General features: G+C 71.0%; 22 protein-coding genes. 19 read left to right on the forward strand and 3 right to left on the reverse strand.

Annotated elements, in window-relative coordinates:
• Positions 1-32: 32 nt before the first annotated feature.
• Positions 33-2,153 (reverse strand): glycogen debranching protein GlgX, encoded by a 2,121-nt coding sequence (gene glgX, locus VO99_RS06875; RefSeq protein WP_046112055.1) that lies wholly within the window; start codon positions 2,151-2,153, stop codon positions 33-35.
• A 222-nt stretch (positions 2,154-2,375) separates the two neighbouring features.
• Between glgX and VO99_RS06880 the strand changes: the two genes are divergently transcribed.
• From VO99_RS06880 to VO99_RS06955, 16 genes are all read left to right on the forward strand, one after another.
• Positions 2,376-3,023, forward strand: coding sequence for a TetR/AcrR family transcriptional regulator (locus VO99_RS06880; protein ID WP_046112056.1), 648 nt, complete (start codon positions 2,376-2,378; stop codon positions 3,021-3,023).
• Positions 3,024-3,124: 101 nt separating this feature from the next.
• Positions 3,125-4,114, forward strand: a complete 990-nt coding sequence (locus VO99_RS06885; RefSeq protein ID WP_046112057.1) for a tripartite tricarboxylate transporter substrate binding protein — start codon at positions 3,125-3,127, stop codon at positions 4,112-4,114.
• Positions 4,115-4,135: 21 nt separating this feature from the next.
• Positions 4,136-5,299 (forward strand): Gfo/Idh/MocA family protein, encoded by a 1,164-nt coding sequence (locus VO99_RS06890; protein WP_046112058.1) that lies wholly within the window; start codon positions 4,136-4,138, stop codon positions 5,297-5,299.
• A 9-nt stretch (positions 5,300-5,308) separates the two neighbouring features.
• Positions 5,309-6,529: a dihydrodipicolinate synthase family protein gene (locus VO99_RS06895; RefSeq protein ID WP_046112172.1), complete on the forward strand. Its 1,221-nt coding sequence runs from the start codon at positions 5,309-5,311 to the stop codon at positions 6,527-6,529.
• Positions 6,530-6,531: 2 nt separating this feature from the next.
• Entirely contained in the window at positions 6,532-7,410 is an 879-nt protein-coding gene (locus VO99_RS06900; RefSeq protein ID WP_046112059.1) for a sugar phosphate isomerase/epimerase family protein, read from the forward strand.
• Between the two features lie 73 nt (positions 7,411-7,483).
• Positions 7,484-8,869 carry an APC family permease gene (locus VO99_RS06905; protein WP_046112060.1) on the forward strand — a complete coding sequence of 462 codons (1,386 nt, stop codon included), beginning with the start codon at positions 7,484-7,486 and terminating at the stop codon, positions 8,867-8,869.
• Between the two features lie 118 nt (positions 8,870-8,987).
• Positions 8,988-10,664, forward strand: a complete 1,677-nt coding sequence (locus VO99_RS06910; RefSeq protein ID WP_232315285.1) for a sensor domain-containing diguanylate cyclase — start codon at positions 8,988-8,990, stop codon at positions 10,662-10,664.
• A 174-nt stretch (positions 10,665-10,838) separates the two neighbouring features.
• Entirely contained in the window at positions 10,839-11,621 is a 783-nt protein-coding gene (locus VO99_RS28665) for a GNAT family N-acetyltransferase (protein WP_157039473.1), read from the forward strand.
• Positions 11,614-11,856, forward strand: a complete 243-nt coding sequence (locus VO99_RS06920) for an acyl carrier protein (protein ID WP_046112062.1) — start codon at positions 11,614-11,616, stop codon at positions 11,854-11,856. The genes VO99_RS28665 and VO99_RS06920 overlap by 8 nt, the downstream gene beginning before the upstream one ends.
• A gap of 7 nt (positions 11,857-11,863) precedes the next feature.
• A complete protein-coding gene (locus VO99_RS06925; protein ID WP_046112063.1) occupies positions 11,864-13,429 on the forward strand; it encodes an AMP-binding protein in 1,566 nt (521 codons plus the stop codon).
• A gap of 14 nt (positions 13,430-13,443) precedes the next feature.
• A complete protein-coding gene (gene glmS / locus VO99_RS06930) occupies positions 13,444-13,875 on the forward strand; it encodes a methylaspartate mutase subunit S (RefSeq protein ID WP_046112064.1) in 432 nt (143 codons plus the stop codon).
• Positions 13,856-15,262: a methylaspartate mutase subunit E gene (locus tag VO99_RS06935; RefSeq protein ID WP_046112065.1), complete on the forward strand. Its 1,407-nt coding sequence runs from the start codon at positions 13,856-13,858 to the stop codon at positions 15,260-15,262. Before glmS ends, VO99_RS06935 begins: the two co-directional genes overlap by 20 nt.
• A gap of 8 nt (positions 15,263-15,270) precedes the next feature.
• Positions 15,271-16,539 (forward strand): glutamate mutase L, encoded by a 1,269-nt coding sequence (locus VO99_RS06940; protein WP_046112066.1) that lies wholly within the window; start codon positions 15,271-15,273, stop codon positions 16,537-16,539.
• Positions 16,536-17,801 (forward strand): alanine racemase, encoded by a 1,266-nt coding sequence (locus tag VO99_RS06945; protein ID WP_046112067.1) that lies wholly within the window; start codon positions 16,536-16,538, stop codon positions 17,799-17,801. Before VO99_RS06940 ends, VO99_RS06945 begins: the two co-directional genes overlap by 4 nt.
• A 114-nt stretch (positions 17,802-17,915) precedes the next feature.
• Complete coding sequence (locus tag VO99_RS06950) at positions 17,916-18,188, forward strand: helix-turn-helix domain-containing protein (RefSeq protein ID WP_046112068.1); 273 nt, start codon at positions 17,916-17,918, stop codon at positions 18,186-18,188.
• Positions 18,189-18,198: 10 nt separating this feature from the next.
• Positions 18,199-19,557 (forward strand): HipA domain-containing protein, encoded by a 1,359-nt coding sequence (locus tag VO99_RS06955; protein ID WP_046112069.1) that lies wholly within the window; start codon positions 18,199-18,201, stop codon positions 19,555-19,557.
• Between the two features lie 31 nt (positions 19,558-19,588).
• Here the strand turns inward: VO99_RS06955 and VO99_RS06960 are convergent, their stop codons facing one another.
• Positions 19,589-20,581 (reverse strand): Bug family tripartite tricarboxylate transporter substrate binding protein, encoded by a 993-nt coding sequence (locus VO99_RS06960; protein ID WP_046112070.1) that lies wholly within the window; start codon positions 20,579-20,581, stop codon positions 19,589-19,591.
• 102 nt (positions 20,582-20,683) lie between these two features.
• On the opposite strand from VO99_RS06960, the gene VO99_RS06965 reads away from it, so the two are divergent.
• From VO99_RS06965 to VO99_RS06975, 3 genes are read left to right on the forward strand one after another with little or no spacing between them, the layout of a single operon-like run.
• The gene (locus VO99_RS06965; protein ID WP_046112174.1) at positions 20,684-21,364 is read left to right on the forward strand and encodes a response regulator; all 681 of its coding nucleotides are present in this window, start codon (positions 20,684-20,686) and stop codon (positions 21,362-21,364) included.
• Entirely contained in the window at positions 21,330-22,751 is a 1,422-nt protein-coding gene (locus VO99_RS06970) for a sensor histidine kinase (RefSeq protein WP_046112071.1), read from the forward strand. Before VO99_RS06965 ends, VO99_RS06970 begins: the two co-directional genes overlap by 35 nt.
• Positions 22,748-23,761, forward strand: a complete 1,014-nt coding sequence (locus VO99_RS06975) for a tripartite tricarboxylate transporter substrate binding protein (RefSeq protein WP_046112175.1) — start codon at positions 22,748-22,750, stop codon at positions 23,759-23,761. The genes VO99_RS06970 and VO99_RS06975 overlap by 4 nt, the downstream gene beginning before the upstream one ends.
• Positions 23,762-23,796: 35 nt before the next feature.
• On the opposite strand, the gene VO99_RS06980 is transcribed toward VO99_RS06975, so the two are convergent.
• A complete protein-coding gene (locus VO99_RS06980; RefSeq protein WP_046112072.1) occupies positions 23,797-24,723 on the reverse strand; it encodes a LysR family transcriptional regulator in 927 nt (308 codons plus the stop codon).
• Positions 24,724-24,725 lie beyond the last annotated feature (2 nt).

Here is a 24,725-nt window from a genome sequence, read left to right on the forward strand (position 1 = left end):
GGCGGCCCCCGCGTCCGACGGCGGGGGCGGGGTCAGCGGGCCACGAACAGCAGCAGCGAGCGGCCGGCCAGCTGGCGCACCGAGCCGCCTTCGGCGGTCTCGCCGCTGGCATCGGGCTGAGCCGTATCAACCTCCAGCGCCCAGTGCGTGCCCTCGGCCGGCGGCGCCGGCAGCGTGAAGTCGATCGGCTCATGCCAGGCGTTGAACAGCATCAGCACCGAGGCGTCCTCGGCCGGCCGCTCCAGGTGCGAGCGCGGCGCCCGCCCGTCGAGCGAGAGGCCGAAGCACAAGGTGTTGCCGTCTTCCCAGTGGCCAGGCTGCATCTCCTGGCCGTCGGGTGCCCACCAGATGGCATCGCGCAGGCCCAGTTCCTCGTGCGGCTGGCCGGTGAGGAAGCGGCCTCGGCGCAGCACCGGCAGGTCGCGGCGCAGCGCCAGCAGCTTGCGCACGAAGGCCTGCAGCGCCTGGCCGCGTTCGTCGATGCGGTCCCAGTGCAGCCAGGAGATGTCGTTGTCCTGGCAGTAGGCGTTGTTGTTGCCGTTCTGGCTGCGGCCGAACTCGTCGCCCGCCACGATCATCGGCGTGCCCTGGGACAGCAGCAGCGTGGCCAGCAGGTTGCGCTGCTGCTGGGCCCGCAGGGCGTTGATCGCCTCGTCGTCGGTCAGGCCCTCGGCGCCGCAGTTCCACGAGCGGTTGTCGCTGTGGCCGTCGCGGTTGTCCTCACCGTTGGCGTCGTTGTGGCGCTCGTTGTAGCTCACCAGATCGGCCAGCACGAAGCCGTCGTGCGCGGTGATGAAGTTGACGCTGGCCCAGGGCCGGCGTCCGCGGCGGTTGAAGGTGTCGCCGCTGGCGGTCACGCAGCCGGCCAGCGCGGCGGCGGTGCCGGTCTCGCCCTTCCAGTAGCTGCGCACGGTGTCGCGGAAGCGGTCGTTCCATTCCGCCCAGCCGGGCGGGAAGCCGCCCACCTGGTAGCCGCCGGGGCCGCAGTCCCAGGGCTCTGCGATCAGCTTGACGCTGGACAGGATCGGGTCCTGCCGGCAGGCATCCAGGAAGCCGCCGCCTTCGTCGAAGCCGTAGGGCTCGCGCGCCAGGATGGTGGCCAGGTCGAAGCGGAAGCCGTCCACCTGCATCTCCGTCACCCAGTAGCGCAGACTGTCGGTCACCATCTGCAGCACCCGCGGGTGGCTCAGGTTCACCGTGTTGCCGGTGCCGGTGTCGTTGATGTAGTAGCGCGGCTGGTCGGGCATCAGCCGGTAGTAGCTGGCGTTGTCGATGCCCTTGAAGCTCAGCGTCGGGCCCAGCTCGTTGCCTTCGGGCGTGTGGTTGTAGACCACGTCGAGGATCACCTCCAGCCCGGCCTGGTGGTAGCGCGCCACCATCTCCTTGAACTCGTCCACGTCGGGCCGGCTCAGGTAGTCGGGGTGCACCGCGAAGAAGCCGATGGTGTCGTAGCCCCAGTAGTTGCTCAGGCCCTTGTCCAGCAGGAAGGGCTGGGTGAGGAAGGTCTGCGAGGGCAGCAGCTCGATGCTGGTGACGCCCAGGTTCTTCAGGTGGCCGATCACCGCGTCGTGGGCCAGTCCCTTGAAGGTGCCGCGCTCGTTCTCGGGCACCTCGGGGTGGCGCTTGGTCATGCCCTTGACGTGGGCCTCGTAGAACACGGTCCGGTCCCAGGCCACGCGGCTGCGCTCGCGCAGCGTCCAGTCGAAGCGGCTGTCCACCACCACGCACTTGGGCACGAAGGGCGCGCTGTCGCGCTCGTCGAAGCTGAGGTCGGCGTCCGGATGACCGACGGTGTAGCCGAACAGCTCGTCGCGCCATTCCACCTGGCCGACGTGGGCGCGGGCATAGGGGTCGAGCAGCAGTTTGTTGGGATTGAAGCGGTGACCCTTCTCGGGCTCGTACGGGCCGTGCACGCGATAGCCGTAGCGCTGGCCGGGCTTCAGGCCGGCGATGTGGCCGTGCCACACCTCGTCGGTGTATTCGGGCAGCGTGATGCGCGCGATCTCCTCGCGGCCGCTGTCGTCGAACAGGCACACCTCCACCTTGGTGGCATGGGCGGAGAACAGCGCGAAGTTGACGCCATCGCCGATGCAGGTCGCACCACGGGGATGCGGCGTGCCTTCACTCAGGCGGGCGTCGTAGGAAGTGGGCATGCGGGTCGTCCAGGCTGGGTGACGTGGGAAGGCGGCGGCCGGGGCAGCAAAACGCCCCGCCGCCGGGAAACGGCAAGCCTCATGGTCGGGGACGGTTGTGGCCGCGTGTATCGGCGCGCCACGCTGGCGCTCGTCGGACAGCGCCGACGCTGCCACCACAATCGGCCGCGCCGCGCCCTGCCTGCGCGCCGCATAATTCACTGACTGGTTAACTGCATCCGAATGAGCACCGAGCCATCTACCCCCACCGACGAGCGCCTGCGCGACGCCGACCGATCGCAGGCCACCATCCTGGCTGCCGCCCGCGACGAGTTCGCCGAACACGGCCTGGGCGGCGCGCGGGTGGACCGCATCGCCGAGCGGGCGGGCCTGAACAAGCGGCTCATCTACTACTACTTCGCCGACAAGGAGCGGCTGTTCCAGGCGGTGCTGGAGCAGGCCTACCGCGACATCCGCGCCGCCGAACAAGACCTGCACCTGCTCGACCTGCCGCCGGCCGACGCGGTGCGGCGGCTGGTGGAATTCACCTGGAACTACTACCTGGCGCACCCCGAGTTCCTGACGCTGCTCAACAGCGCCAACCTGCACCGCGCGCGGCACCTGACGGATTCGCAGCGCGCGCGGGAGCTGAACACGCCGCTGATCGAGACGCTGGGCGAGATCCTGGAGCGCGGCCGGCGCGAAGGCAGCTTCCGCGGCGGGGTGGACCCGCTGCAGCTGTACGTGTCCATCGCCGGGATGGCGTACTTCTACCTGTCGAACAACCACACGCTCTCCGCCATCTTCGGGCGCGACCTGATGGCGGCCAAGGCGCTGCAGCAGCGGCTCTCGCACATGAGCGACGTGATCCTGGGCTATGTGCTGATCTAGCCCTTCGGGTAATTCCCAAGCCGCGCCGCCTGTACGCGGTGCGGACGGTCCTCCTAGAATCAATTCACCATCCAGTGAATTAGAAGTTCGAGGAGACCGCGATGAAGCCTGTACGCCGCACCGCCCTGGTGCTGTCCTCCGCCGCGATGTTCTGGGGGTTGCTGGCCGCTGCTGGCCCCGCCGCCGCGCAGAACGGCTACCCCACCAAGCCCATCCGCGTGATCGTGCCGTTCGCGGCCGGCAGCACCACCGACATCATGGCCCGCGCGATCAGCGACAAGCTCAGCGCCAGCCTGGGCCAGCAGGTGATCGTGGACAACCGCGGCGGCGCCAGCGGCACCATCGGCCAGCAGATGGTGGCCACCGCGGCCCCCGACGGCTACACGCTGATGATCCATTCGTCGTCGCACACCGTCAGCCCCTGGACCTTCGCCAAGCTGCCGTTCGACACCCAGGCCGACTTCGCCGGCATCACGCCGATCGCCTCGCTGGCCAACGTGATGGTGATCTCGCCGGCCAAGGGCGTGAAGTCGCTGCCCGACCTGCTGGCCGCGGCGCGTGCCAAGCCGGGCAGCTTCAACTACGCCTCGGCCGGCCAGGGCAGCGCCACGCACCTGAATGCCGAGAAGTTCAAGCTGGCCGCCCACATCGAGGCCACCAACATCCCGTTCAAGGGCTCGGCCGAGGCGGTGAGCGAGGTGCTGGGCGGCCGGGTGGACTACTACTTCTCGCCCATCGCGCCGGTGATCGGCCAGATCAAGGACGGGCAGCTGCTGGCGCTGGCGGTGGGTTCGCCCAAGCGCTCGGCCGCGCTGCCCGACGTGCCCACCACCGCCGAGGCCGGCGTGCCGGGCTCGGAATTCAACTTCTGGATCGGGATGATGGCCCCGGCCAAGACCCCGCGCGACATCGTGAAGAAGCTGCATGACGAAGTGGCCAAGGCCCTGGCCTCGCCCGAGGTGAAGGAGCGCTTTGCCAAGCTGGGCGCCGACCCGTGGACGATGCAGCCCGAGCAGTTCGACCAGTACATCAAGGACGAGATCGCGGCCAATGCCAAGCTCGTCAAGGCCGCCGGCCTGTCCCCGCAATAACGCAACCCGGAGTACTCGAAGATGGCCACTCAACGGCTCGGCATCGTGATGCATGGCGTCACCGGCCGCATGGGCATGAACCAGCACCTGATCCGCTCCATCGTGGCGATCCGCGCGCAAGGCGGCGTCACCCTGGCCAACGGCGACAAGGTGATGCCCGACCCCATCCTGATCGGCCGCAATGCCGAGAAGATCGAGGCGCTGGCACGGGCCCATGGCATCAACCGCTTCGGCACCAACCTGGAGGCGGCGCTGGCCGACAAGGCCGACAGCGTGTTCTTCGACGCCGGCACCACGCAGATGCGGCCGCAGCTGCTGGCGCAGGCGCTGCGCGCCGGCAAGCATGTGTACTGCGAGAAGCCCATCGCCACCACGCTGGCCGAGGCGCTGGAGATCGCCCAGGTGGCGCAGGCCTCGGGCCTGAAGCACGGCGCGGTGCAGGACAAGCTGTTCCTGCCCGGCCTGCGCAAGCTGGACATGCTGCGCCGCGCCGGCTTCTTCGGCCGCATGCTCAGCGTGCGGCTGGAGTTCGGCTACTGGGTCTTCGAGGGCGACCTGCAGCCGATCCAGCGCCCGAGCTGGAATTACCGCAAGGAAGACGGCGGCGGCATGATCCTCGACATGATGTGCCACTGGCGCTACGTGCTGGACAACCTGTTCGGCCAGGTCAAGAGCATCTCCTGCATCGGCGCCACCCACATCCCCACCCGCTGGGACGAAGCCGGCCAGCCGTACAAGGCCACCGCCGACGACGCCGCCTATGCCACCGCAGAGCTGGTGGGCCACAACGGCGAGCCGGTGATCGCGCAGCTCAACATGAGCTGGGCCACCCGGGTGCGGCGCGATGACCTGGTGACCTTCCATGTCGATGGCACCGACGGCTCGGCCGTGGCCGGCCTGAGCGACTGCCGCGCGCAATCCCGCGTGACCACGCCGCGGCCGGTGTGGAACCCCGACGTCAAGCAGACCATGCCCTTCTTCGACCAGTGGCAGGAGGTGCCCGACACCCAGGCCTACGACAACGGCTTCAAGATCCAGTGGGAGCACTTCATCCGCCACGTGGTGGAGGACGCGCCCTACCAGTGGACGCTGCCCGAAGGCGCCAAGGGCGTGCAGCTGGTGGAGGCCGCCACCAGGAGCTGGAAGGAACGCCGCTGGATCGACGTGCCGGCGCTGCAGGTGTAGGTGGGCGGCATGGCCATCACGCTCTCCCTGCCCACCGCCGACGGCCTGCTGCGGCCCTACACGCTGCAGGCCGCGGCCCCGCTCGCCGCCGCGCGCGGCGCAGGCCGCCTGCCCTTCAACCGCATCGCCTACTCGGCCGCGCATGTGGTGGCCGATCCGCTGGCCGCCGTCGACCCGTGGCTGCAATGCGCCATCGACTGGGACACCACCATCGCCTACCGCCAGCGGCTGTGGAGCCTGGGCCTGGGCGTGGCCGAGGCGATGGACACCGCCCAGCGTGGCATGGGCCTGGACTGGCCCACCTCGCTGGAGCTGATCCGCCGCAGCCTGGATGCGGCACGCGACCATCCGGGGGCGCTGGTGGCCAGCGGCTGCGGCACCGACCACCTGGCGCTGGACGCGGTGCGCAGCGTGGACGACGTGATCCGCGCCTACGAGGAACAGATGGAGGCCATCGAGGCCCTGGGCGGCCGGCTGATCGTGATGGCCAGCCGCGCGCTGGCCCGGGTGGCCAGCGGCCCGGCCGACTATGAGCGGGTGTACGGCCGCATCCTGCGCCAGGCGCGGCAGCCGGTCATCCTGCACTGGCTGGGCGAGATGTTCGACCCCGCGCTGGCCGGCTACTGGGGCGGCGGCAGCGACGTGCAGGCCGCGATGGACACGGCGCTGGGCATCATCGAGGCGCATGCCGACAAGGTGGACGGCATCAAGATCAGCCTGCTGGACAAGGACAAGGAAATCGCGATGCGCCGCCGCCTGCCCGCCACCGGCGGGGCCGATGGGCAAGGCGTGCGCATGTACACCGGCGACGACTTCAACTATGCGGAGCTGATCGCCGGCGACGGCCACGGGCCGGCCAAGGTGCATGGGCAGAGCGATGCGCTGCTGGGCATCTTCGACGCCATCGCGCCGGCGGCCAGCGCGGCGCTGAGTGCGCTGGCCGCGGGCGACGAAGCGCGCTTCCACGAGATCCTGACGCCCACGGTGCCGCTGTCGCGCCACATCTTCGCGGCGCCCACGCGCTTCTACAAGACCGGCGTGGTGTTCATGGCCTGGCTCAACGGCCACCAGCAGCACTTCACGATGGTGGGCGGGCAGCAGAGCACCCGGTCAATGGTGCACCTGGCCGAGCTGTTCCGCCTGGCCGATGCGGCGCGGCTGCTGGACGACCCGGCGCTGGCCGCGCAACGGATGCGCACGCTGCTGGCGCTGCATGGGGTGGACGCTTGAACATGAGCCGCGACTTCAGCGACAGCCACCAGTGGCTGTCGATCAACACCGCCACGGTGCGCAAGCAATGGCCGCTGGACCGCATCATCGACGAATGCGCGCGGCGCGAGATCCGCGCCATCAGCCCCTGGCGCGACCAGGTGGCCGCGGTGGGCCTGGAGGCCACCGCGCGGCAGCTGCGCGCGCACGGCATGCAGCTGTCGGGCTACTGCCGCGGCGGCTTCTACCCGGCCGCCGATGCCGCCGGCCTGCAGGCGGCGCTGGACGACAACCGCCGCGCGATCGACGAGGCCAGGACGCTGGGCGCGCCCTGCCTGGTGCTGGTGGTGGGCTCCCTTCCCGGCACAACCCCCGGCGCGCTGGCCGGCCAGCCTGTCTATACAAGCCTGGCACGCGCCCGCGCAGAGGTGCGCGACGGCATCGCCGCCAGCCTGGATTACGCCAGGCAGGTCGGCATGCCGCTGGCCATCGAGCCGCTGCACCCGATGCAGGCCGCCGAACGTGCCTGCATCAACACGCTGGAGCAGGCGCTGGACCTGTGCGACGAGCTCGACCCCGATCGCAGCGGCGCCCTGGGCGTGGCCCTGGACGCCTACCACGTGTGGTGGGACCCGAAGCTGCAGCAGCAGATCGAGCGCGCCGGCGCGCAGCGCCTGCTGGCCTACCACGTGTGCGACTGGCTGGTGCCCACGCGCGACCTGCTGAACGACCGCGGCATGATGGGCGACGGCGTGATCGAGCTGAAGGCCCTGCGCGCGGCCGTGGAGGCCGCCGGCTACCGCGGCTTTGCCGAGGTGGAGATCTTCTCCGAGCACTGGTGGCAGCAGCCCGGCGAACGGGTGCTGGACACCTGCATCGAACGCCACCGCAGCGCCGTGTGACCGCGGTCCGGGCGCCGTGTGCGCGCCGCAGGCACGCCAAGTGCCGCAGGCGCGCACAACGAGAGGAGCGACGATGACGCAGCAGACGGCCGATTCCCTGGCAGGCCCGCAGGCCAACCCCACCGCCGAGCCCAGCCTGCACCGGGTGATGGGCCCCTGGCTGCTGCTGCTGTTCATCGTCGGCGACATCCTGGGCACCGGCATCTATGCGCTCACCGGCCAGGTGGCCAAGCAGGTGGGCGGCGTGGTGTGGCTGCCGTTCCTGGTGGCCTTCGTCGTGGCGGTGATCACCGCCTTCAGCTACCTGGAGCTGGTGACCAAGTACCCCAAGGCCGCCGGCGCGGCGCTGTATGCGCACAAGGCCTTTGGCATCCACTTCATCACCTTCATCGTGGCCTTCGCGGTGATGTGCTCGGGCATCACCTCGGCCTCCACCGCCTCGCGCGCCTTCGCGGCCAACCTGTCGCAGGCCTTCGGGCTGGGATTCGAAGGCGGCTTTGCCATCACCGCGGTGGGCCTGGGCTTCATGGCGCTGGTGGCGGCGGTCAACTTCCGCGGCGTGGGCGAAAGCGTGAAGGTGAACGTGCTGCTCACCTGCGTGGAGCTGTCCGGCCTGCTGCTCATCATCGGCATCGGCCTGTGGGCCATCACCCAGGGCAATGGCGACGTGTCGCGCATCACCCAGTTCAAGCCGGCGGTGGACGGCGGCATGTTCTGGTCCGTCATCGCGGCCACGACGCTGGCCTTCTTCGCCATGGTGGGGTTCGAGGACTCGGTGAACATGGCCGAGGAATGCAAGGACCCGGTGCGCCACTTCCCGAAGGTGCTGCTGGGCGGGCTGGTCATCACCGGCATCATCTACGTGCTGGTGTCGGTCTCGGCCATCACGCTGGTGTCGCCGGAAAAGCTGGGCGAGGGCGAGACGCCGCTGCTGCAGGTGGTGCAGGCCGGCGCACCCTCCTTCCCGCTGGGCATCTTCGGCGTGATCACCATGTTCGCGGTGGCCAACAGCGCCCTGATCAACATGCTGATGGCCAGCCGCCTGGTGTACGGCATGGCGCGCGAGCAGGTGCTGCCCGCCGCCCTGGGCCAGGTGCATGCCACGCGCCGCACGCCCTACGTGGCCATCGGCTTCACCACGCTGCTGGCCTTCGGGCTCATCCTCTTCGTGGGCGAGGTGCCGGCCCTGGGCGGCACCACCGCGCTGCTGCTGCTGTGCGTGTTCACCGTGGTCAACGTGTCGGTGCTGGTGCTGCGCAAGGACAAGGTCAACCACAAGCATTTCAAGACACCGACGCTGCTGCCGGTGCTGGGGGCGCTGTCCTGCGCCTTCCTGGTGGGGCCGTGGACCGGCCGCGCCACGGTGCAGTACGAGATCGCCGGCATCCTGCTGGGCGTGGGCGTGCTGCTGTGGCTGCTGACGGTGCGGCTGAACCGCAGCGCCGCCCTCAAAAGGTAACAAGGGCTCATGCGGGGCGGCGGCCGGTCGATAAGCCTGCGGTCGTCCTCCTCGCGCGGCCGGGTCAGCCGGCCGCCAGCCCATGTTCAGAAGTTTTCGTCTCCGCCTTGCCGTGCTGATGGCCCTGCTGCTGCTCGGCAGCATGGGCAGCCTGTCCTGGATGGTGGGTGCCAGCATGTCGCGGCAGCTGGCTGCCGAGCAGGGCCGGGCGCTGCACAACCTGGGGCGCGGCATCGCCAGCCTGATGGGCCAGGGCCTGGACGAGCGGCTGGACGAGATCGCCCGCCTGGCCGAAGGCGACCTGTATCCGTATGCCGCCGGCCCGCGCACGATCGACGACCGCAGCCTGGACCGCATCGCCGCCAACCGCGCCCACTACAGCTGGATCGGCATGGCCCGCACCGACGGCCAGGTGCTGGCCGCCACCCGCCACATGCTGGTGGGCCAGAGCGTGGCCGAGCGGCCGTGGTTCCGCCACGGCCTGCAGGCGCCCTACACCGGTGACGTGCACAAGGCCAAGCTGCTGGCCGCCATGCTGCCGCCGGCGGCCGATGGCGCGCCGCCGCGCTTCATCGACTTCGCCGCGCCGCTGACCGACGGCAACGGCCGCGTGGTGGCGGTCATCGGCGCCCATGTGAACTGGGACTGGGGCCGCGAGATCATCGCCCTGCTGCGCAGCAACGACGCACGCCAGCACGGCGTGCGGGTGTACATCGTCGACGCCACCGGCAATGCCATCCTGCTGCCGCTGGATGCGCCGTCCGACGACACCGTGCCGCAGCTGGACCGGGCGGCCCATGCGCCGGCGCTGCTGGAATGGCCTGACGGCACCGACTACCTGACCGCCGTCACCCCGGTGGAAGCCAATGCCGGGCCCAACCGGCTGGGCTGGAAGGTGGTGGTGCGCCAGCCCGCCAGCGAGGCGCTGCGCCCGGCCTATGCGGCGCAGCGGGTGGTGTGGTGGTCGGGGCTGGGCCTGTCGCTGCTGGCCGCGGTGCTGGCCTGGTGGATGGCCGGCAACCTGAGCCGGCCGCTCACCGCGCTGCATGCGGCCGCGCGCCGCATCGGCGCGGGCGAGACCGACGTGCAGCTGCCGGCGCCCAGCGGCGCCAGCGAGGTGCGCAGCCTGAATGCCGCGCTCACCACCATGATGGCCACGCTGGCCACGCGCGAACGCTCGCTGCGCACGGCCAACGAGACGCTGGAAGCCCGCGTGGCCGAGCGCACCCAGGCGCTGGCCGACGCCAATGCCGAGCTGACGCTGCTGGCCCGGCGCGACGCCCTCACCGGCCTGCCCAACCGCCGCGCCGCCGACGAGCGGCTGCAGTCCGAGGTGGCGCGCCACCGCCGCAGCCAGCTGCCGCTGGCGCTGCTGGTGCTGGACATCGACCACTTCAAGCGGGTGAACGACCAGCACGGCCATGCGGTGGGCGACACCGTGCTGGCCGAGGTGGCGCAGGTGCTGCAGCGCACCCTGCGCACCACCGACTTCGTGGCCCGCACCGGCGGCGAGGAATTCATCGTGCTGCTGCCCGATACCGATGCCGCCGGCGGCCTGCTGGCCGCGGAGAAGCTGCGCGCCGCGGTGCAGGCCCATCCCATCGCCGCGGTGGGCACGGTGACGGTGAGCGTGGGCCTGGCGACCCGGGCCGAGGCCTTCCGCGACGCGGCCGCCGCCACCCATGCCGCCGACGTGGCGCTGTACTCGGCCAAGCGCAGCGGCCGCAACCGCGTGGTGCGCTTCGACGAGGCGGCCCAGATCAGCGACAGCCTGCTCGACGCCCTGGGCACCTGATGCGGCGGGTACCGGGTCTTCACCCCTAAGTTCGCAGCTTGCGTTGCGCTATTCTTGCCTGCACAAAGACATGGGCAGCCAGGCAGGGAGTACGCAAGTGGCAGTCGAAGTACCGCACCCATTCCACCGGCCCCGCGCCGTCCGCACCGCCACCCCATCTGCACGCGCACCGGCGTGAGCGGCGCAGGCGCACCGCCCTCGTCGTTGTGGGGGCGGCTGGCATCCCCCTTCCGTGAATTCGGCGGGCTGGCCGGCAGCCTCTACCTCATCGACCGCCTGCTGCGCAGCCTGTCGCCCCGGCTGGGGCTGTATGTGTACGAGCTGATGGTGCAGCCCATCACCGGCCGGGCGCTGCTGGGCCCCAAGCTCGTGCGCGACCTGCAGTTCGACGAGATCGGCCCCGGCCACCCGGCGCTGGCGCTGATGCCGGCGCGCGAGGACATCAAGGCCGCACGCTTCGCCCAGGGTGCCCGCTGCCTGGGCGTGTGGCGCCGTGGCGAGCTGATCGGCTACCTGTGGTTCTGCGCCGCCCGCTACGAGGAGGACGAGGTGCGCTGCACCTACCACCTGCAGCCGGCAGCCGCCTCCATCTTCGACTTCGACCTCTACGTGATGCCGGCCCACCGCATGGGCATCGGCTTCATGGCGGTGTGGCACGGCGCCAACCAGTACCTGCATGCGCAGGGCATCCGCTACACCTTCAGCCGCCTCACCCGCTTCAACCTGGCCTCCCGCAAGGCGCATGCGCACCTGGGCTGGAAGCGCGTGGGCCGTGCCGTGTTCCTGCATGCCGGACCGGTGGAGCTGATGGTGGCCACCGTGCGCCCGTGGCTGGCCGTGACCACCACCGGCCGCGTGCCGCTGCACCTCCAGCCGCAGGTGCTGCAGCAGGCCGCGCCCGCCAGCAGCGCCGTGCCCGCCCCGCCTTCCCTGAAACGCGAGCCGCCCCATGACTGACATCGACACCCTGATCGCCTGGATCCGCGAGGAAACCGGCTACACCGGCCCCATCGACCCCGACGAGGACCTGCTGCAGGCCGGCGTGCTGGACAGCTTCAACATCGTCTCGCTGGCCATGCATGCGCAGGAACAGTTCGGCGTCGAGTTCGAGGGCGAGGACCTGGTGCGCGACAACCTGGCCCGCCTGTCCAGCCTGGTGGCGCTGATCAAGCGCCGTACCGCCACCGCCTGAATTCGCCATGCCCGCTTCCATTCCCCGCTACCTGGCCCAGACCGCGCAGCGCCTGCCCGACAAGGTGGCCATCGTCTCGCGCGAGCGTTCCATCACCTTCGGCGAGCTGCAGGCGCAGGCCCAGGCCACCGCGCTGTGCCTGCGCGAGATGGGCCTGCAGCCCGGCGACCGCGTGGGCATCTGCATGGAAAAGACCATCGACCAGGTGCTGGCCATCCTGGGCGTGCTGCATGCGAATGCGGTGGTGGTGCCCATCCTGCCGCGGCTGAAGGCGCCCAACATCCGCCACATCATCGAGAACTCGGGCATGGCCGCGATGGTGACCGACGCCGACCGGCTGGGCGAGGTGAGCGACTTCGCCGGCATCACGCGGCTGATCACCGGCCACGGCGAGGTGAGCAACGACTGGCCCAACCTGCCCTACCTGCGCCGCTTCACCCAGCCGCGCAACATCTTCGACCGCATCGGCAACGACAACGCGGCCATCATCTATTCGTCGGGCTCCACCGGCCGGCCCAAGGGCATCCTCATCTCGCACCGCAACCTGGCCGAGGGCGCGGACATCGTGGCCGAGTACCTGGGCACGCGGGAGGACGACCGCATCGGCTGCATGCTGTCGTTCAACTTCGACTACGGCATGAACCAGATCTGGCAGACCATCCGCCAGGGCTGCACCCTGGTGCTGCATGAGCTGGCCCTGCCCAACGACCTGTTCGCGATGATGGCCAAGGAGCGCATCACCGCGCTGCCGGTGATGCCGGTCTTCATCACCAAGATGTTCGACCGCCGGCTCAAGGTGAACACCGCGGCCTTCGACTTCTCCGCCCTGCGCTACGTGTGCTCCACCGGCGGGCGGCTGTCCGACGACATGATCTCCGACCTGCGCGGCGCCTTCCCGCAGGCGCAGGTCTATTCGATGTTCGGCCTCACCGAGGCCTTCCGCGCCACCTACCTGCCGCCGGACAAGCTGGCCAGCCATCCGCAGTCGGTGGGCCGCAGCATCCCCGACTGCCAGGTGATGGTGCTGGACGAGAACGGCGACGAATGCCCGCCGCATGTGGTGGGCGAGCTGGTGCAGCGCGGCGCCACCGTCACCAAGGGCTACTGGAACGACCCGGAGAACACCGCCAAGACCTTCAGGACACATCCGCGTTTTCCCGGCGAGACGCTGGTGTTCTCCGGCGACCGGGTGTACCGGGACGAGAACGACTTCATCTACTTCGTCGCCCGCGCCGACGACATGATCAAGACCAAGGGCTTCCGCGTCAGCCCCACCGAGGTGGAGATCGAGGTGGTGCGCCATCCCGAGGTGGTGGAGGCGGTGGCCTTCGCGGTGCCCAACATCAGCGTGGGCGAGGACGTGGCCTGCGCCTACACCACCGTCAGCGGCAAGCCGCTGCCGGAGGCGGTGTTCCGCCAGTTCCTCAAGGGCGGCCTGCCCAGCCACATGGTGCCGGCGCTGCTGCTGCACTTCGACGGCTTCCCCATCCTGGGCAATGCCGGCAAGCTGGACCGCAAGGCCATCAAGCAGGCCGCGCTGGAGCGGCTGGCCGCCACGCCGCCGGCGGCCTGACGGGCACGCGAGCCATGCCGCAGCAGCCACCCCGCATCGTCATCGGCGTCATCGGCGACGACATCCACATCGTGGGCAACCGCATCATGCAGCTGGCGCTGGAAGAATCGGGCTGCCAGGTGTTCAACCTGCGCACCCGCAACCGGCCGGAGCACTTCTGCCAGGCCGCGCTGGAGGTCAATGCCGACGCCATCTTCGTCAGCTCGCTCAACGGCGAGGGCGAGTACTGGTGCGCCGGCCTGCGCGAGCAGCTGCAGCGCCTGGGCCTGGGCCGGGTGCTGCTGTACGTGGGCGGCAACGTGGTGGTGGGCAACCGGCCGGAGGCCGAGGTGGTGGCCCTGTTCAAGGGCTACGGCTTCGACCGCGTGTACCACCAGCGGCCCGACATCGGCGCGGCCATCAACGACCTGTTCGAGGACCTGCAGCATGGCCCGACCCAGCATTGATGCCCGCCTGCCCCATATCGACAGCCAGCGTGCGCAGGTGCTGGCCCATCCGCTGGCCCGCGGGCTGGACCCGGCCGAGGTGGCGCGCCACCTGGCCGGCCTGCCGGCGCAGCGCTTTCCCAGCACGATGTACGGCAGCCGCGGCCCGCTGCCGCTGATCCAGCCGCGCGGCGGCGTGCCCACCTTCGACGAGCAGCTGATGCTCACCCGCGCGCTCAGCGACGCCGGTGCCGACTTCATCCCGCTGACCATCGACAGCTGCACCCGCCACAACCAGTACGACACCGCGATGCAGCTGCTGCGCCGCAGCGAGGAGGAAGGCCGCAGCCTGCTCAACGGCTACCCGCTGGTGTGCCATGGCCATGAGCTCACGCGGCAGCTGTACGAAGGGCTGGACAAGCCGGTGAGCCTGCGCCACGGCACGCCCGATGCGCGGCTGCTGGTGGAGCTGGCCATCGCCTCGGGCATCGTGGAGATCGAAGGCGGCGGGCTGTGCTACTGCCTGCCCTACTCCGAAGGCTTTCCGCTGGACCGGGCGCTGCTGCACTGGCAGTACGTGGACCGGGTGTGCGCGCTGTACTCCACGCCCGGCCGGCCGGTGCATCGCGAGAGCTTCGGCCCGCTGAGCGCCACGCTGGTGCCGCCGGTCATCGCCATCACGGTGCAGATCGCCGAAGCGCTGCTGGCGGCCGAGCAGGGCGTGATGTCCTTCGCCGTGAGCTTCGGCCAGACCGGCTCCTTCGTGCAGGACGTGGCCACCGCGCGCGTGCTGCGGGCGCTGGCCCGCGAGGCGCTGGACGAGCACGGCTTCGCCGACGTGCAGCTGCGTCTGGTCTACCACCAGTGGATGGGCCAGTTCCCGATGCAGCGCGAGCGGGCGGCCGCGCTGATCGCCGGCTCGGCCGTGGTGGCCGGCGCCATCGATGCCGACAAGATCGTGGTCAAGACGGTGGACGAGGCCTTCGGCGTGCCCCGGCCCGAGGTGAATGCGCAGGCGGTGGATGCGGTGCGCTACGTGCTGCGCACCTTCGCGCTGCCGGGCGGCACCGCCTCGCCGCAGATCGATGCCGAGGCCGCGCTGATCGAGAGCGAGGTGCGCAGCCTGCTGCAGGCCATCTACGGCCTGTCCGGCGACATGTTCTGGGAGAGCGTGTACCGCGCCTTCCAGATGGGCTGGATCGACCTGCCCTTCTCGCCGCATGCCGACAATGCCAACAAGCTGGTGACGATGCGCGATGCGCAGCAGTCCATCCGCATCGCCGACCCCGGTGCGCTGCCGCTGCCCCCGCAGGCCATCGCCGCCGAGCGGCGCGCCATCGATGCCCGGCCCGACAACGGCGAGAAGACCTACCGGCGCATGCTGGCCGACATCTCGATGATGGTGTGAGCAGCTCCATGTTCAACGACCACGCCCGCCTGCCACCCGCGCGCATCGCGCTGGACATCGGCTCCACCGTCGTCAAGCTGGCCTGGCTGGACGACGCCGGCGGCCTGGCCGAGCAGCGCTTCTATCCGCGCGACTTCCAGGCCGGCATCCGCCGCCAGGTGATGGCGCTGCTGGCCGAGCACGGCATCGACCCCGACCAGCAGCCGGTGCTGGCCTGCTCGTCCGCCAACGGCGGCCTGCGCGTGGGCATCGTGTGCCTGAGCCCGCTGTTCAGCGGTGCAGCGCTGCGCAACCAGGTGCTGCTGGCCGGCGCCAACCCCGAATACGTGCATGCCTTCGACGAGGCCCGCGGCGACCTGCGCCGGGTCGACCTGCTGCTGGTGGGCGGCGGCATCGACTGCGAGGACGCCGGGCCGATGGCCCAGCGGCTGGCCGGCTTCGACATCGGCCGCTATCCGCACGGCGCGCTGGTGTATGCGGGCAACCGCCACCTTGCCGAAGCCTTCCGACAGCGCCATCCGCAGGCGCTGGTGATAGCCAACCCGCAGGGCGACAGCCTGAGCAACCGCGTGGGCAGCGTGTTCGAGTGCGTGCGCCGCGCCTACCTGGCCGACCTGGTGTTCAAGGAAGGCGTGAGCGAGCTGCCACCTTCCATCGCCCACCGCATCCGGCCCACGCCGGAGGTGGCCAGCCGCGGCTTCCTGCGCGCAGTGCTGGGCCAGACCGGCCTGCCGGTGGTGGGCAACTGCCTGGCGCTGGACGTGGGCGGCGCCACCACCGACCTGCACTACACCGTGGAGCTGGTGGCCGAGGACAGCCCGGCCCGGCCGGCCAGCGGCGTGTCGGTGGCGCGCTATGTGTTCGCCGACCTGGGCATCGTGGCCTCGCGCGACACCTTGCTGCAGCAGCTGCGCAGCCATCCGCAGCTGTATGAATTCCTGGTGGCCTGCCACGGCAGCGACGTGCGCGGCCTGTATGCGGCGCTGCGCGAAGGCGAGGCCGAACCCACGCCGGCGCTGCTGGCGCATGGCTGCCTGTTCCTGGCGCTGGACCGCTTCGCCCGCGGCCACGGCCCGGGACTGCCCACCGGCCAGCTGGACGCGGTGGCCCAGGTGCTGCTGACCGGCGGCGCCGGCCAGCTGATGGAGCCGCCGGTGGTGGCCCGGCTGCTGGCGCTGCTGCAACGCCCCGGCACGCCCGCGCCGCGGGTGCAGGTGGACAGCCGCTACGAGATCTGGGTGGCCGGCATCACCGCCACCGAAGAGGTGCACCCATGACCGCCGCCCTGCTGCCCGCGGTGGACTGGACGGCCACGCCGCCCGCGCAATGGCAGGCGCTGGCCGAAGCGCACGGCACGCCGCTGTACCTGCTGGATGCCGACGTGGTGGCCCAGCGGGTGCAGGCGGTGCGCGAGGCCTTCGGCGGCCTGGCTCAGGTGTATTACGCGGTCAAGGCCAACCCGAACCTGGGCCTGCTGCGGGCGCTGGCCGGCGTGGTGGACGGGCTGGACATCTCCTCCGGCGGCGAGTTGGCGCAGGCCCGGCTGGCCGGCCATGATCCGGCGGCGATGAGCTTCGCCGGCCCGGGCAAGACGGACGAGGAACTGCAGGACGCCATCGCCGCCGGCGTGGGCGGCATCAGCTGCGAATCGCTGCGGGAGCTGGACCGCTGCGCCGCGCTGGCGCGCCGGCTCGACCGGCCGGCCCGGGTGCTGCTGCGGGTGAACCCCATCGCGCCCAACCGCGGCTACGGCGTGAAGATGGGCGGCCGGCCGGTGCAGTTCGGCATCGACGAGGCCGCGCTGGACGAGGCCGTGGCCCGCCTGCAGGCCCACGGCCCGGCCCTGCAGTTCCAGGGCCTGCATGCCTATGTGGGCAGCCAGTGCTTCGACGCCGCGGTCGTGGCCGAGACCACGCGCGACACCTTGCGCATCGCCGGGCAGCTGGCTGACCGCCACGGCCTGGTAAGCCGGTTGCTCAACCTGGGCGGTGGCTTCGGCCTGGGGCAGTCCGCCGAGCGCAAGCTGCTGGACCTGGCCGCGGCCGGCGGGATGCTGCAGCCCGACTTCCAGGCCTGGCGGCAGCGCTTTCCCATGGGCACGCTGCTGTTCGAGCTGGGCCGCTACCTCACGGCCGAGGCCGGCGTGTACGTCACCCGCGTGGTGGACACCAAGGCCTCGCGCGGCAAGGCCTACGTGGTGTGCGACGGCGGCCTGAACCACCAGCTGGCCGCGGCCGGCACCTTCGGTGCGGCGCTGCGGGGCAACTTCCCGCTGTTCAACCTCAGCCGGCCCGAGGCCGAGCCGACGGCCTGCCAGGTGGCCGGCCCGTCCTGCAATCCCACCGACCTGCTGGGCGTGGATGCCACCCTGCCCACGCCGCAGCCGGGCGACCTGATCGGCGTAGGCCAGTCAGGCGCCTACGGCCTGACCGCCAGCCCGCTGCTGTTCCTGGGCCACGACACGCCGGTGGAGCTGGTGCGCCGCCACGGCGAGGTGAGCGTGGGGCGGCGCAGGCATTCGGTGCTGGACTTCAATTAGTTTCGGATTCGCCGAAATTTGGAGTACATCCGAGTTGATACGGCGTCAGTTTCGGAATATCAGCAATAGACTTGCAGGGAACGAGCTTTCCCAGCTCACGACTGAAATTCCGAAATGAGCGATGCATCCAGCCGCCGACCTGTCCTGCTGACGTCAGCGCCTGTGCTCGGCCCGCTCGTGCGAGAGCGACGCAAATCGCAGGCCTTGCGCATCGACGATGCCGCCGCGCTGCTCGGCGTGTCGGTGGATCTGATGTCCCGGCTGGAGAACGGCCGAGGGTCGGTGCGCCTGGACAAGGCGCTGGCCGTGCTGGATGGGCTGGGCCTCGCTCTGATGGTGCTTCCCAAGGAGCACCCGTGGACCCGTCAGGCCGACAGCCAGGACTGAGGCGGCACCCGTGAGCCATGCACTGCGCGTCTGGGCAGGGGACACCCCCATCGCCAGGATCGAACACGAGGGGCGCGACGACCGCTGGAGTCTGAGCTATGCCGAGCCTTGGGTCGCCGAAGCGTATGCCTACCCACTGTCACCAACGCTGCCCTTGAAGCGCCCGACGGACGGCTACGCCTCAGCATCCATCAAGCGCTTCATCGAGCATCTGTTGCCCGAAGGCAGGGCGCTGGACGTGGCGGTCGCCTACAACGGCCTCACGAGAACCAACGTCTTCGGCCTCATCTGGGCACTGGGTGCGGAGACGGCGGGCGCCTTGCGCTTTACCGGCGATTCCGCGGCGTCGCCCGCCGCCGGCGAGCCGCGGCTGCGCGAAATTCCCCTGCAGGAACTCGAACAGCGCATTGCCGAGCGCAACCATGTGCCGCTGAACGTCTGGGACGGCCAGGTGCGCATGTCGGTGGCCGGGCTGCAGGACAAGCTGCTGGTCTACCTCGACCGGCCCCTGGCGGACGGCGGGCGGCTGTTTCTGGTGGATGGGCAGCGGCTGGCATCTACGCACATCCTCAAGCCCGACGCCACCAATCCCCAGACGCCCCACCTGGTGGTCAATGAGCACTTCTGCATGTCACTGGCCCGCCGCATGGGCCTGCCGGCCGCCGAAGTGGGCCTGCTGCGCACGCCCCGGCCCGTGCTGGTCGTGCGGCGCTTCGACCGTGCAGTGGAGCAAGCCGACGGCCAGACGGCGGTTCTCCGGAGGCACATCATCGACGCCTGCCAGGCCTGTGACCTGTCGGTCGCCTACAAGTACGAACGCAACCTGGGCAACGCATCTGCCGTGCGGCACATCCGCGATGGCGTGAGCTTCGAGCGATTGTTCGGCTGCGTCGAACTCACGGCCTCCAAGGCCACCGCGCGGCTGGCCATGCTGCGCTGGGCACTTTTCCAGTTCCTCATCGGCAACAGCGATGCGCACGGCAAGAACTTCTCGTTCTTCGTCCGCCCGGGCGGCCTGCTGGAACCCGCCCCCTGGTACGACCTGGTGAGCGTCCTGCAGTACGGCGGCTTCGACACCGAGCTGGCCATGGCCTGGGGCGACGAGTTCAGCCATGCCCATGTTTCGCCGTTTGCGTTGGCGGACTTCGCTGCGCGCTGCGGCATCGACCGCCAGCTGATGCGCCGCGAAGGTCAGCGCCTTGCAAAAGTGGCTGTTGCCGAGGCAGCGGCCCAGGCCCAGGCCACCGACTACCAAGGCGAAGCCGAACAAGCCTTCGTGCGCGGCATCGCCCGCTTCGTGACCGAGCAGGCGCGACGGCTGGCGCAAGCGGTGGCGGACGCCGCTCGCTGGAAGGCCGAGTACCTCTGAACGCCGACGGCGCGTTCGAGGCGCAGGCGGGTCAGTTGTCCGGCTTCACCTTCGCCCGCGCCAGCACCGGCTTCCAGCGCTGCTGCTCCACGCCGATGAAGCGTGCGAACTCGGCCGGCGTGCTGCCCACGGCGATGGCGGCTTCCTTGGTGAGGTGATCCACCGCGGTGGCCGAGGTGATGGCCTTGGCGGCGGCCGCGGCCAGGGTGTCCAGCGCGCCCTGCGACAGGCTGGCCGGGGCCAGCAGGCCGTACCACTGCGTCATCTCGAAGCCGGGGAAGCCCTGCTCCGCCACCGTGGGCACGTCGGGCAACTGCGGGATGCGCTGCGGCGTGCCGGTGGCGATGCAGCGCAGCTTGCCGGTCTTGATGAACTGCATCACCGCCGGTGCGCCCACCGAGGCGGCGTCCAGCCGGCCGGCCAGCAGGTCGGTGAGCTGCGGACCGGTGCCGCGGTAGGGCACGTGGGTGATGAAGGTGCCGGTGGCCATCTTCAGGTACTCGAAGGCCAGGTGGCCGGCGCTGCCGTTGCCCGCCGAGCCGTAGTTCAGCTGGCCGGGCTTGGCCTTGGCCAGCGCCACGAACTCCTTCAGGTTGCGTGCCGGCACGTCGTTGTTCACCAGGTACAGGCTGGGCACCTTGGCCAGCAGGCTCACCGGGCGGAAGTCCTTGTTGGCGTCGTAGGGCAGCTTGTCGAAGATGAATGGGTTGACCGCCAGCGTGCCGATGTGGCCGAGGATGATGGTGTGCTGGTCCTCGGCGCGCGCCACTTCCTGCATCGCCACGTTGCCGGCGCCGCCGGGCTTGTTGTCCACGTACACGCTCTGGCCCAGCAGCTTGGTCATCTCGGCCGCCGCGGCGCGCGCCACGATCTCGGAGCTGCCGCCGGGCGCAAACGGCACCACGAAGCGGATGGACTTGGCCGGCCAGGCCTGCGCTTGGCTACGCAGCGGCCAGGCCGCGCCCAGGCCCAGGCCGGCGGCGCCCAGCAGCGCGCTGCGGCGGGTGATGTGAGGGTTGTGCATGGGCTTGTCTCCAGGTTCTTGGGGTTGAAGCGCCCATGGTGCCTGCGGCCACCTTTCAAACCACTTTCATCGCCGGGCGCTTGGCAGAGAATCGGCGCCGCCATGCGCATCCTGCTTGCCGAAGACGAACACACGCTGGCCCAGTGGCTGGCCAAGGCCCTGGGCCAGTCGGGCTTCCGTGTCGACTGGGTGGACCACGGCGGCCTGGCGCTGCGGGCGCTGCAATCGCAGGACTACGACGCGCTGGTGCTGGACCTGGGCCTGCCCGGGCGCAGCGGCCACCAGGTGCTGCAGCAGCTGCGCGCCAGCGACCAGCGGCTGCCGGTGCTGATCCTCACCGCCCGCGATTCGCTGGCCGAGCGGGTGAGCCTGCTCAACGAGGGCGCCGACGACTTCCTGGCCAAGCCCTTCGCCCTGGCCGAGCTGGAAGCGCGGCTGACCGCGCTGATCCGCCGCGCCCGCGGCGTGGAGCATCCGCGGCTGGCCTGCGGGCCGCTGGTGTTCGACACCGTCACCCGGCAGCTGTCGCTGGCCGGCCAGCCGCTGCTGCTGTCGCCGCGCGAGCAGGCGCTGCTGCGCAGCCTGCTGCAGCGCAGCGGCGAGCCGCTGACGCGCCAGCAGCTCCTCGACCGCGTGTTCACCGACGACGACAGCGTGCTGCCCTCCGCGGTGGAGGTGCTGGTGCACCGGCTGCGCAAGCGGCTGGAGCACAGCGGCGTGCGCATCGCCACCTACCGGGGCCTGGGCTATGTACTGGAAGAAGACCCGGCGCCTGACGCTTAAGGCCACGGTGCTGGCGCTGCTGCTGCCGGGGCTGGCGGGCATCATCGCGGTGGAGCTGTCGCTCACCCGCGCCGATGCGCTGGAGGCGGCCAATGCGGCCTACGACCGTTCGCTGCTGGGCGCCATCCGCTCGCTGGACCTCAACGTGTCCACCGCCTCGGGCGGGCTGTCGGTGGAACTGCCCTACCGGCTGTTCGAGTTCTTCCAGCTCACCGCCCGCGGCGACGTGTACTTCCGCGTGGCCACCGCCGACGGCCTGGTGGAGATCGGCAGCCCCGACCTGCCCAAGCCGCCGGCCCTGCCGGCCATCGGCACGCCGGTGTTCTACGACGCCACCTACCTGGGCGACGCGGTGCGCGTGGGCACCTACGTGCGGCTGCTGGAGCAGCCGCTGAGCAGCTCCGGCGTGCGCGAGCTGGTGATCCAGGTGGCCGAGAACCTGGCCAACCGGCGCGAGTTCATCCGCAGCTTCATGTGGCGGGCCACGCTGCGCGACGGCTCGCTGATCGCGCTGGTGGGCCTGGGCCTGGCCGGGCTGATGGCCTGGGCGATGCGGCCGCTGTCGGTGCTGGCGGCGCAGGTGGCCGGCCGCAGCGATGCCGACCTGCGGCCGCTGGAAAGCCGCGGCCTGCCGGCCGACGTGCAGCCGCTGGTCGAGGCGGTGAACCGGCAGATGGCCCGCACGCAGGCGGTGCTGCAGCGCGAGCGCGCCTTCCTCGACGATGCCTCGCACCAGCTGCGCACGCCGCTGGCCACGCTGCGCGCGCAGATCGACTACGGCCTGCGCGAGACCGATCCGCAGCAGTGGCGGCACACGCTGCAGGCGCTGTCGCAGCAGCTGGACGACGCGGTGCGCAGCACCCACCAGCTGCTGGCCATGGCGCGGTCGGACACGGTGGCGCTGCAGCCCGCCGCCTTCGACCTGGGCGACTTCCTGCGCACGGTGGCGCTGAAGCTGCTGCCCCAGGCCCGCGCCCGCTCGCTGGACTTCGGCGTGGAGCCGCCGGCCGCCGGCACGCCGGCGCAGGCCCGCGGCGACGCCACGCTGCTGGGCGAGGCCTTCGGCAACCTGGTACACAACGCCATCGTGCACAGCCCGGCGCAGGGCAAGGTGACCCTGGGCGCCGCCGCCGACGGCTTCGGCTGCAGCCTGTGGGTGCGCGACGAAGGCCCGGGCCTGGATGCGGCGGTGCAGCCGCGCATCGGCCAGCGCTTCGTCAAGGGCCGCGGCAGCAACGGCGCCGGCCTGGGCCTGGCCATCGCCCGCAACATCGCCGAGCGCCATGGCGGCACGCTGGTGCTGGAGCCGGCCGGGGACGGTCCCGGCCTGCTGGCGCGGCTGTGGTGGCCAAGCGCCGGGTTGCCGGCGGACGGGGCATCGGCATGAGGCGGCGCGCGTGGGCCACCGGCGCCAGGGGCGCCCTCTCTCGCGGGCTGTGCATCGCCCTCGCCCTTGCCGGCCCCGCCGCGGCAGCCGGCCCCGACGACCGGCCCGAATGCGTGGTGCCGGCCAAGGCGGGCGGCGGCTTCGACCTCACCTGCCAGCTGGTGCAGGCCATGCTGCAGAGCACGCCGCGGCCCGCCGGCGCGCCGCCGATGCGGCTGAGCTACCTGCCCGGCGGCATCGGCGCGGTGGCCTTCGAGGCGGCGGTCAACCGCCGGCCGGCCGACGGCAACGCGGTGGTCGCCTTCTCGGCGGGCTCGCTGCTCAACCTGGCCCAGGGCAAGTTCGGCGCGCACACCGAGCGCGACGTACGCTGGCTGGCCGCGGTGGCCACCGACTACGGCGTGATCGCGGTGGCGCGCGACTCGCCCTACCGGAACCTGGGCGAGCTGGTGGCCGCGTTGAAGGCCAGGCCTTCGGGCGTGGTGATCGGCGCCGGCGGCACCATCGGCAGCCAGGACTGGGTGAAGGCCGCGATGCTGGCGCGGGCCGCGGGCGTCAGCCACCGCATCATCCGCTTCGTGGCCTTCGAGGGCGGCGGCGATGCGCTGTCCGCGCTGGAAGGCGGCCATGTGCAGGTGTTCACCGGCGATGCCGCCGAGGTGGCCCAGCACCTGAAGCGCAGCGCTGGCGTGCGGGTGCTGGCGGTGCTGGCGCCGCAGCGCCTGCCCGGCCCGCTGGCGCGGGTGCCCACCGCGCTGGAGCAGGGTTTCGACCTGCAATGGGCCACCGCCCGCGGCCTGTACATGGGCCGCGACGTGCCGCCCGAGGCCTTCCGCCAATGGCAGCAGCTGCTGGAGCGCGCGCAGCACTCGCCCGAGCACGCGCGGCAGCTGCAGGCCGTCGGCCTCTATCCGTTCTGGCGCAGCGGGCCGGAGCTGGACGAGTTCATCGCGCAGAGCATGGCCCGCTACCGCGGGCTGGCCGCCGAGTTCGAGCTGCGCATCCGCTGACGGCGGCGGCCGCACGCCTCAGGCCGCCGCACGCCTCAGGCCGCCGCGCTGCGCCGGCCGCGCGCTGCGCGCTGGATGCCCTGCGGCCGCTGCGCCAGCATCGCGCTGCACAGCGCCTGCGCCGCCACCGACAGGCTGCGGTCGCGCGGTCGCACCAGGTAGATGTGGCGCTGCAGCCCGGGCCAGGCCAGCCGACGGGTGACGATGCCCGGCGCCTGGAAATGGAACAGCGTGAGCCGCGGCACCACGCTGATGCCGATGCCGGCGCGCACCATGCCCATCACCGTGGCCAGCTGGTCCACCTCCATCACCGACTGCATGGCCTGCGGATGGGTGGCGGCATCCAGGTACTGCCGCACGCTGGAGGTGCGCGACAGGTGGATGAAGGGCCAGGCCGCCACGTCGCGCGGCCGCACCTCGCGGGCACGGGCCAGCGCATGGTCCTCGGGGCACACCAGGTGGAAGTCGTCGCTGCAGAAGGGCTCGGCCTGCAGCTCGGGCGTCTCGGCCCGCGTGGCGGCCAGGGCGAAGTCGGCCTCGCCGCGGCGCACGCGCTCGATGCAGGGCTCGGACAGCACGTCGGCCACCCGCAGCTCGATGCCGGGATGCTGCGCCTGGAACTGCGCCAGCACCTGCGGCAGCCAGCCCGCCGCCAGCGAAGGCAGCAGCGCGATGGACACGCGGCCGCGCCGTCGCGCCGCATGGTCCTGCATGCCGGCCACCGCATGCTCGAACTCTTCCAGCACCCGCCGGGCCGAGGCCTCGAACTCGCGGCCCTCGGCCGTCAGCTCCACCGAGCGGGTGCTGCGGTCGAACAGCCGCAGGCCCAGCGACTCCTCCAGCTGCCGGATCAGCGCGCTGAACGCCGGCTGCGACAGGTGGCTTTGCGCAGCCGCGCGGGTGAAGTTGCGCTGCGCGGCCAGCGCCAGGAAGGCGCGCAGCTGGCGGGTGGAGACATTCATCT

The sequence above is a fragment of the Aquincola tertiaricarbonis genome (assembly GCF_000969605.1).
Classification (GTDB): domain Bacteria; phylum Pseudomonadota; class Gammaproteobacteria; order Burkholderiales; family Burkholderiaceae_C; genus Aquincola; species Aquincola tertiaricarbonis.

What these genes read in the sequence shown, in the direction of transcription:
- VO99_RS06905 (WP_046112060.1), top strand. Translation starts at nt 7,484, where the DNA reads ATGACGCAGCAGACGGCCGATTCCCTGGCAGGCCCGCAGGCCAACCCC.
- VO99_RS06910 (WP_232315285.1), top strand. Translation starts at nt 8,988, where the DNA reads ATGGCCCTGCTGCTGCTCGGCAGCATGGGCAGCCTGTCCTGGATGGTG.
- VO99_RS06880 (WP_046112056.1), top strand. Translation starts at nt 2,376, where the DNA reads ATGAGCACCGAGCCATCTACCCCCACCGACGAGCGCCTGCGCGACGCC.
- VO99_RS06925 (WP_046112063.1), top strand. Translation starts at nt 11,864, where the DNA reads ATGCCCGCTTCCATTCCCCGCTACCTGGCCCAGACCGCGCAGCGCCTG.
- VO99_RS06900 (WP_046112059.1), top strand. Translation starts at nt 6,532, where the DNA reads ATGAGCCGCGACTTCAGCGACAGCCACCAGTGGCTGTCGATCAACACC.
- VO99_RS06960 (WP_046112070.1), bottom strand. Translation starts at nt 20,581, where the DNA reads ATGCACAACCCTCACATCACCCGCCGCAGCGCGCTGCTGGGCGCCGCC.
- VO99_RS06940 (WP_046112066.1), top strand. Translation starts at nt 15,271, where the DNA reads ATGTTCAACGACCACGCCCGCCTGCCACCCGCGCGCATCGCGCTGGAC.
- VO99_RS06980 (WP_046112072.1), bottom strand. Translation starts at nt 24,723, where the DNA reads ATGAATGTCTCCACCCGCCAGCTGCGCGCCTTCCTGGCGCTGGCCGCG.
- VO99_RS06885 (WP_046112057.1), top strand. Translation starts at nt 3,125, where the DNA reads ATGAAGCCTGTACGCCGCACCGCCCTGGTGCTGTCCTCCGCCGCGATG.
- VO99_RS06950 (WP_046112068.1), top strand. Translation starts at nt 17,916, where the DNA reads ATGAGCGATGCATCCAGCCGCCGACCTGTCCTGCTGACGTCAGCGCCT.
- VO99_RS06895 (WP_046112172.1), top strand. Translation starts at nt 5,309, where the DNA reads ATGGCCATCACGCTCTCCCTGCCCACCGCCGACGGCCTGCTGCGGCCC.
- VO99_RS06965 (WP_046112174.1), top strand. Translation starts at nt 20,684, where the DNA reads ATGCGCATCCTGCTTGCCGAAGACGAACACACGCTGGCCCAGTGGCTG.
- glgX (WP_046112055.1), bottom strand. Translation starts at nt 2,153, where the DNA reads ATGCCCACTTCCTACGACGCCCGCCTGAGTGAAGGCACGCCGCATCCC.
- VO99_RS06945 (WP_046112067.1), top strand. Translation starts at nt 16,536, where the DNA reads ATGACCGCCGCCCTGCTGCCCGCGGTGGACTGGACGGCCACGCCGCCC.
- VO99_RS06935 (WP_046112065.1), top strand. Translation starts at nt 13,856, where the DNA reads ATGGCCCGACCCAGCATTGATGCCCGCCTGCCCCATATCGACAGCCAG.
- VO99_RS06970 (WP_046112071.1), top strand. Translation starts at nt 21,330, where the DNA reads ATGTACTGGAAGAAGACCCGGCGCCTGACGCTTAAGGCCACGGTGCTG.
- VO99_RS06975 (WP_046112175.1), top strand. Translation starts at nt 22,748, where the DNA reads ATGAGGCGGCGCGCGTGGGCCACCGGCGCCAGGGGCGCCCTCTCTCGC.
- glmS (WP_046112064.1), top strand. Translation starts at nt 13,444, where the DNA reads ATGCCGCAGCAGCCACCCCGCATCGTCATCGGCGTCATCGGCGACGAC.
- VO99_RS06920 (WP_046112062.1), top strand. Translation starts at nt 11,614, where the DNA reads ATGACTGACATCGACACCCTGATCGCCTGGATCCGCGAGGAAACCGGC.
- VO99_RS06890 (WP_046112058.1), top strand. Translation starts at nt 4,136, where the DNA reads ATGGCCACTCAACGGCTCGGCATCGTGATGCATGGCGTCACCGGCCGC.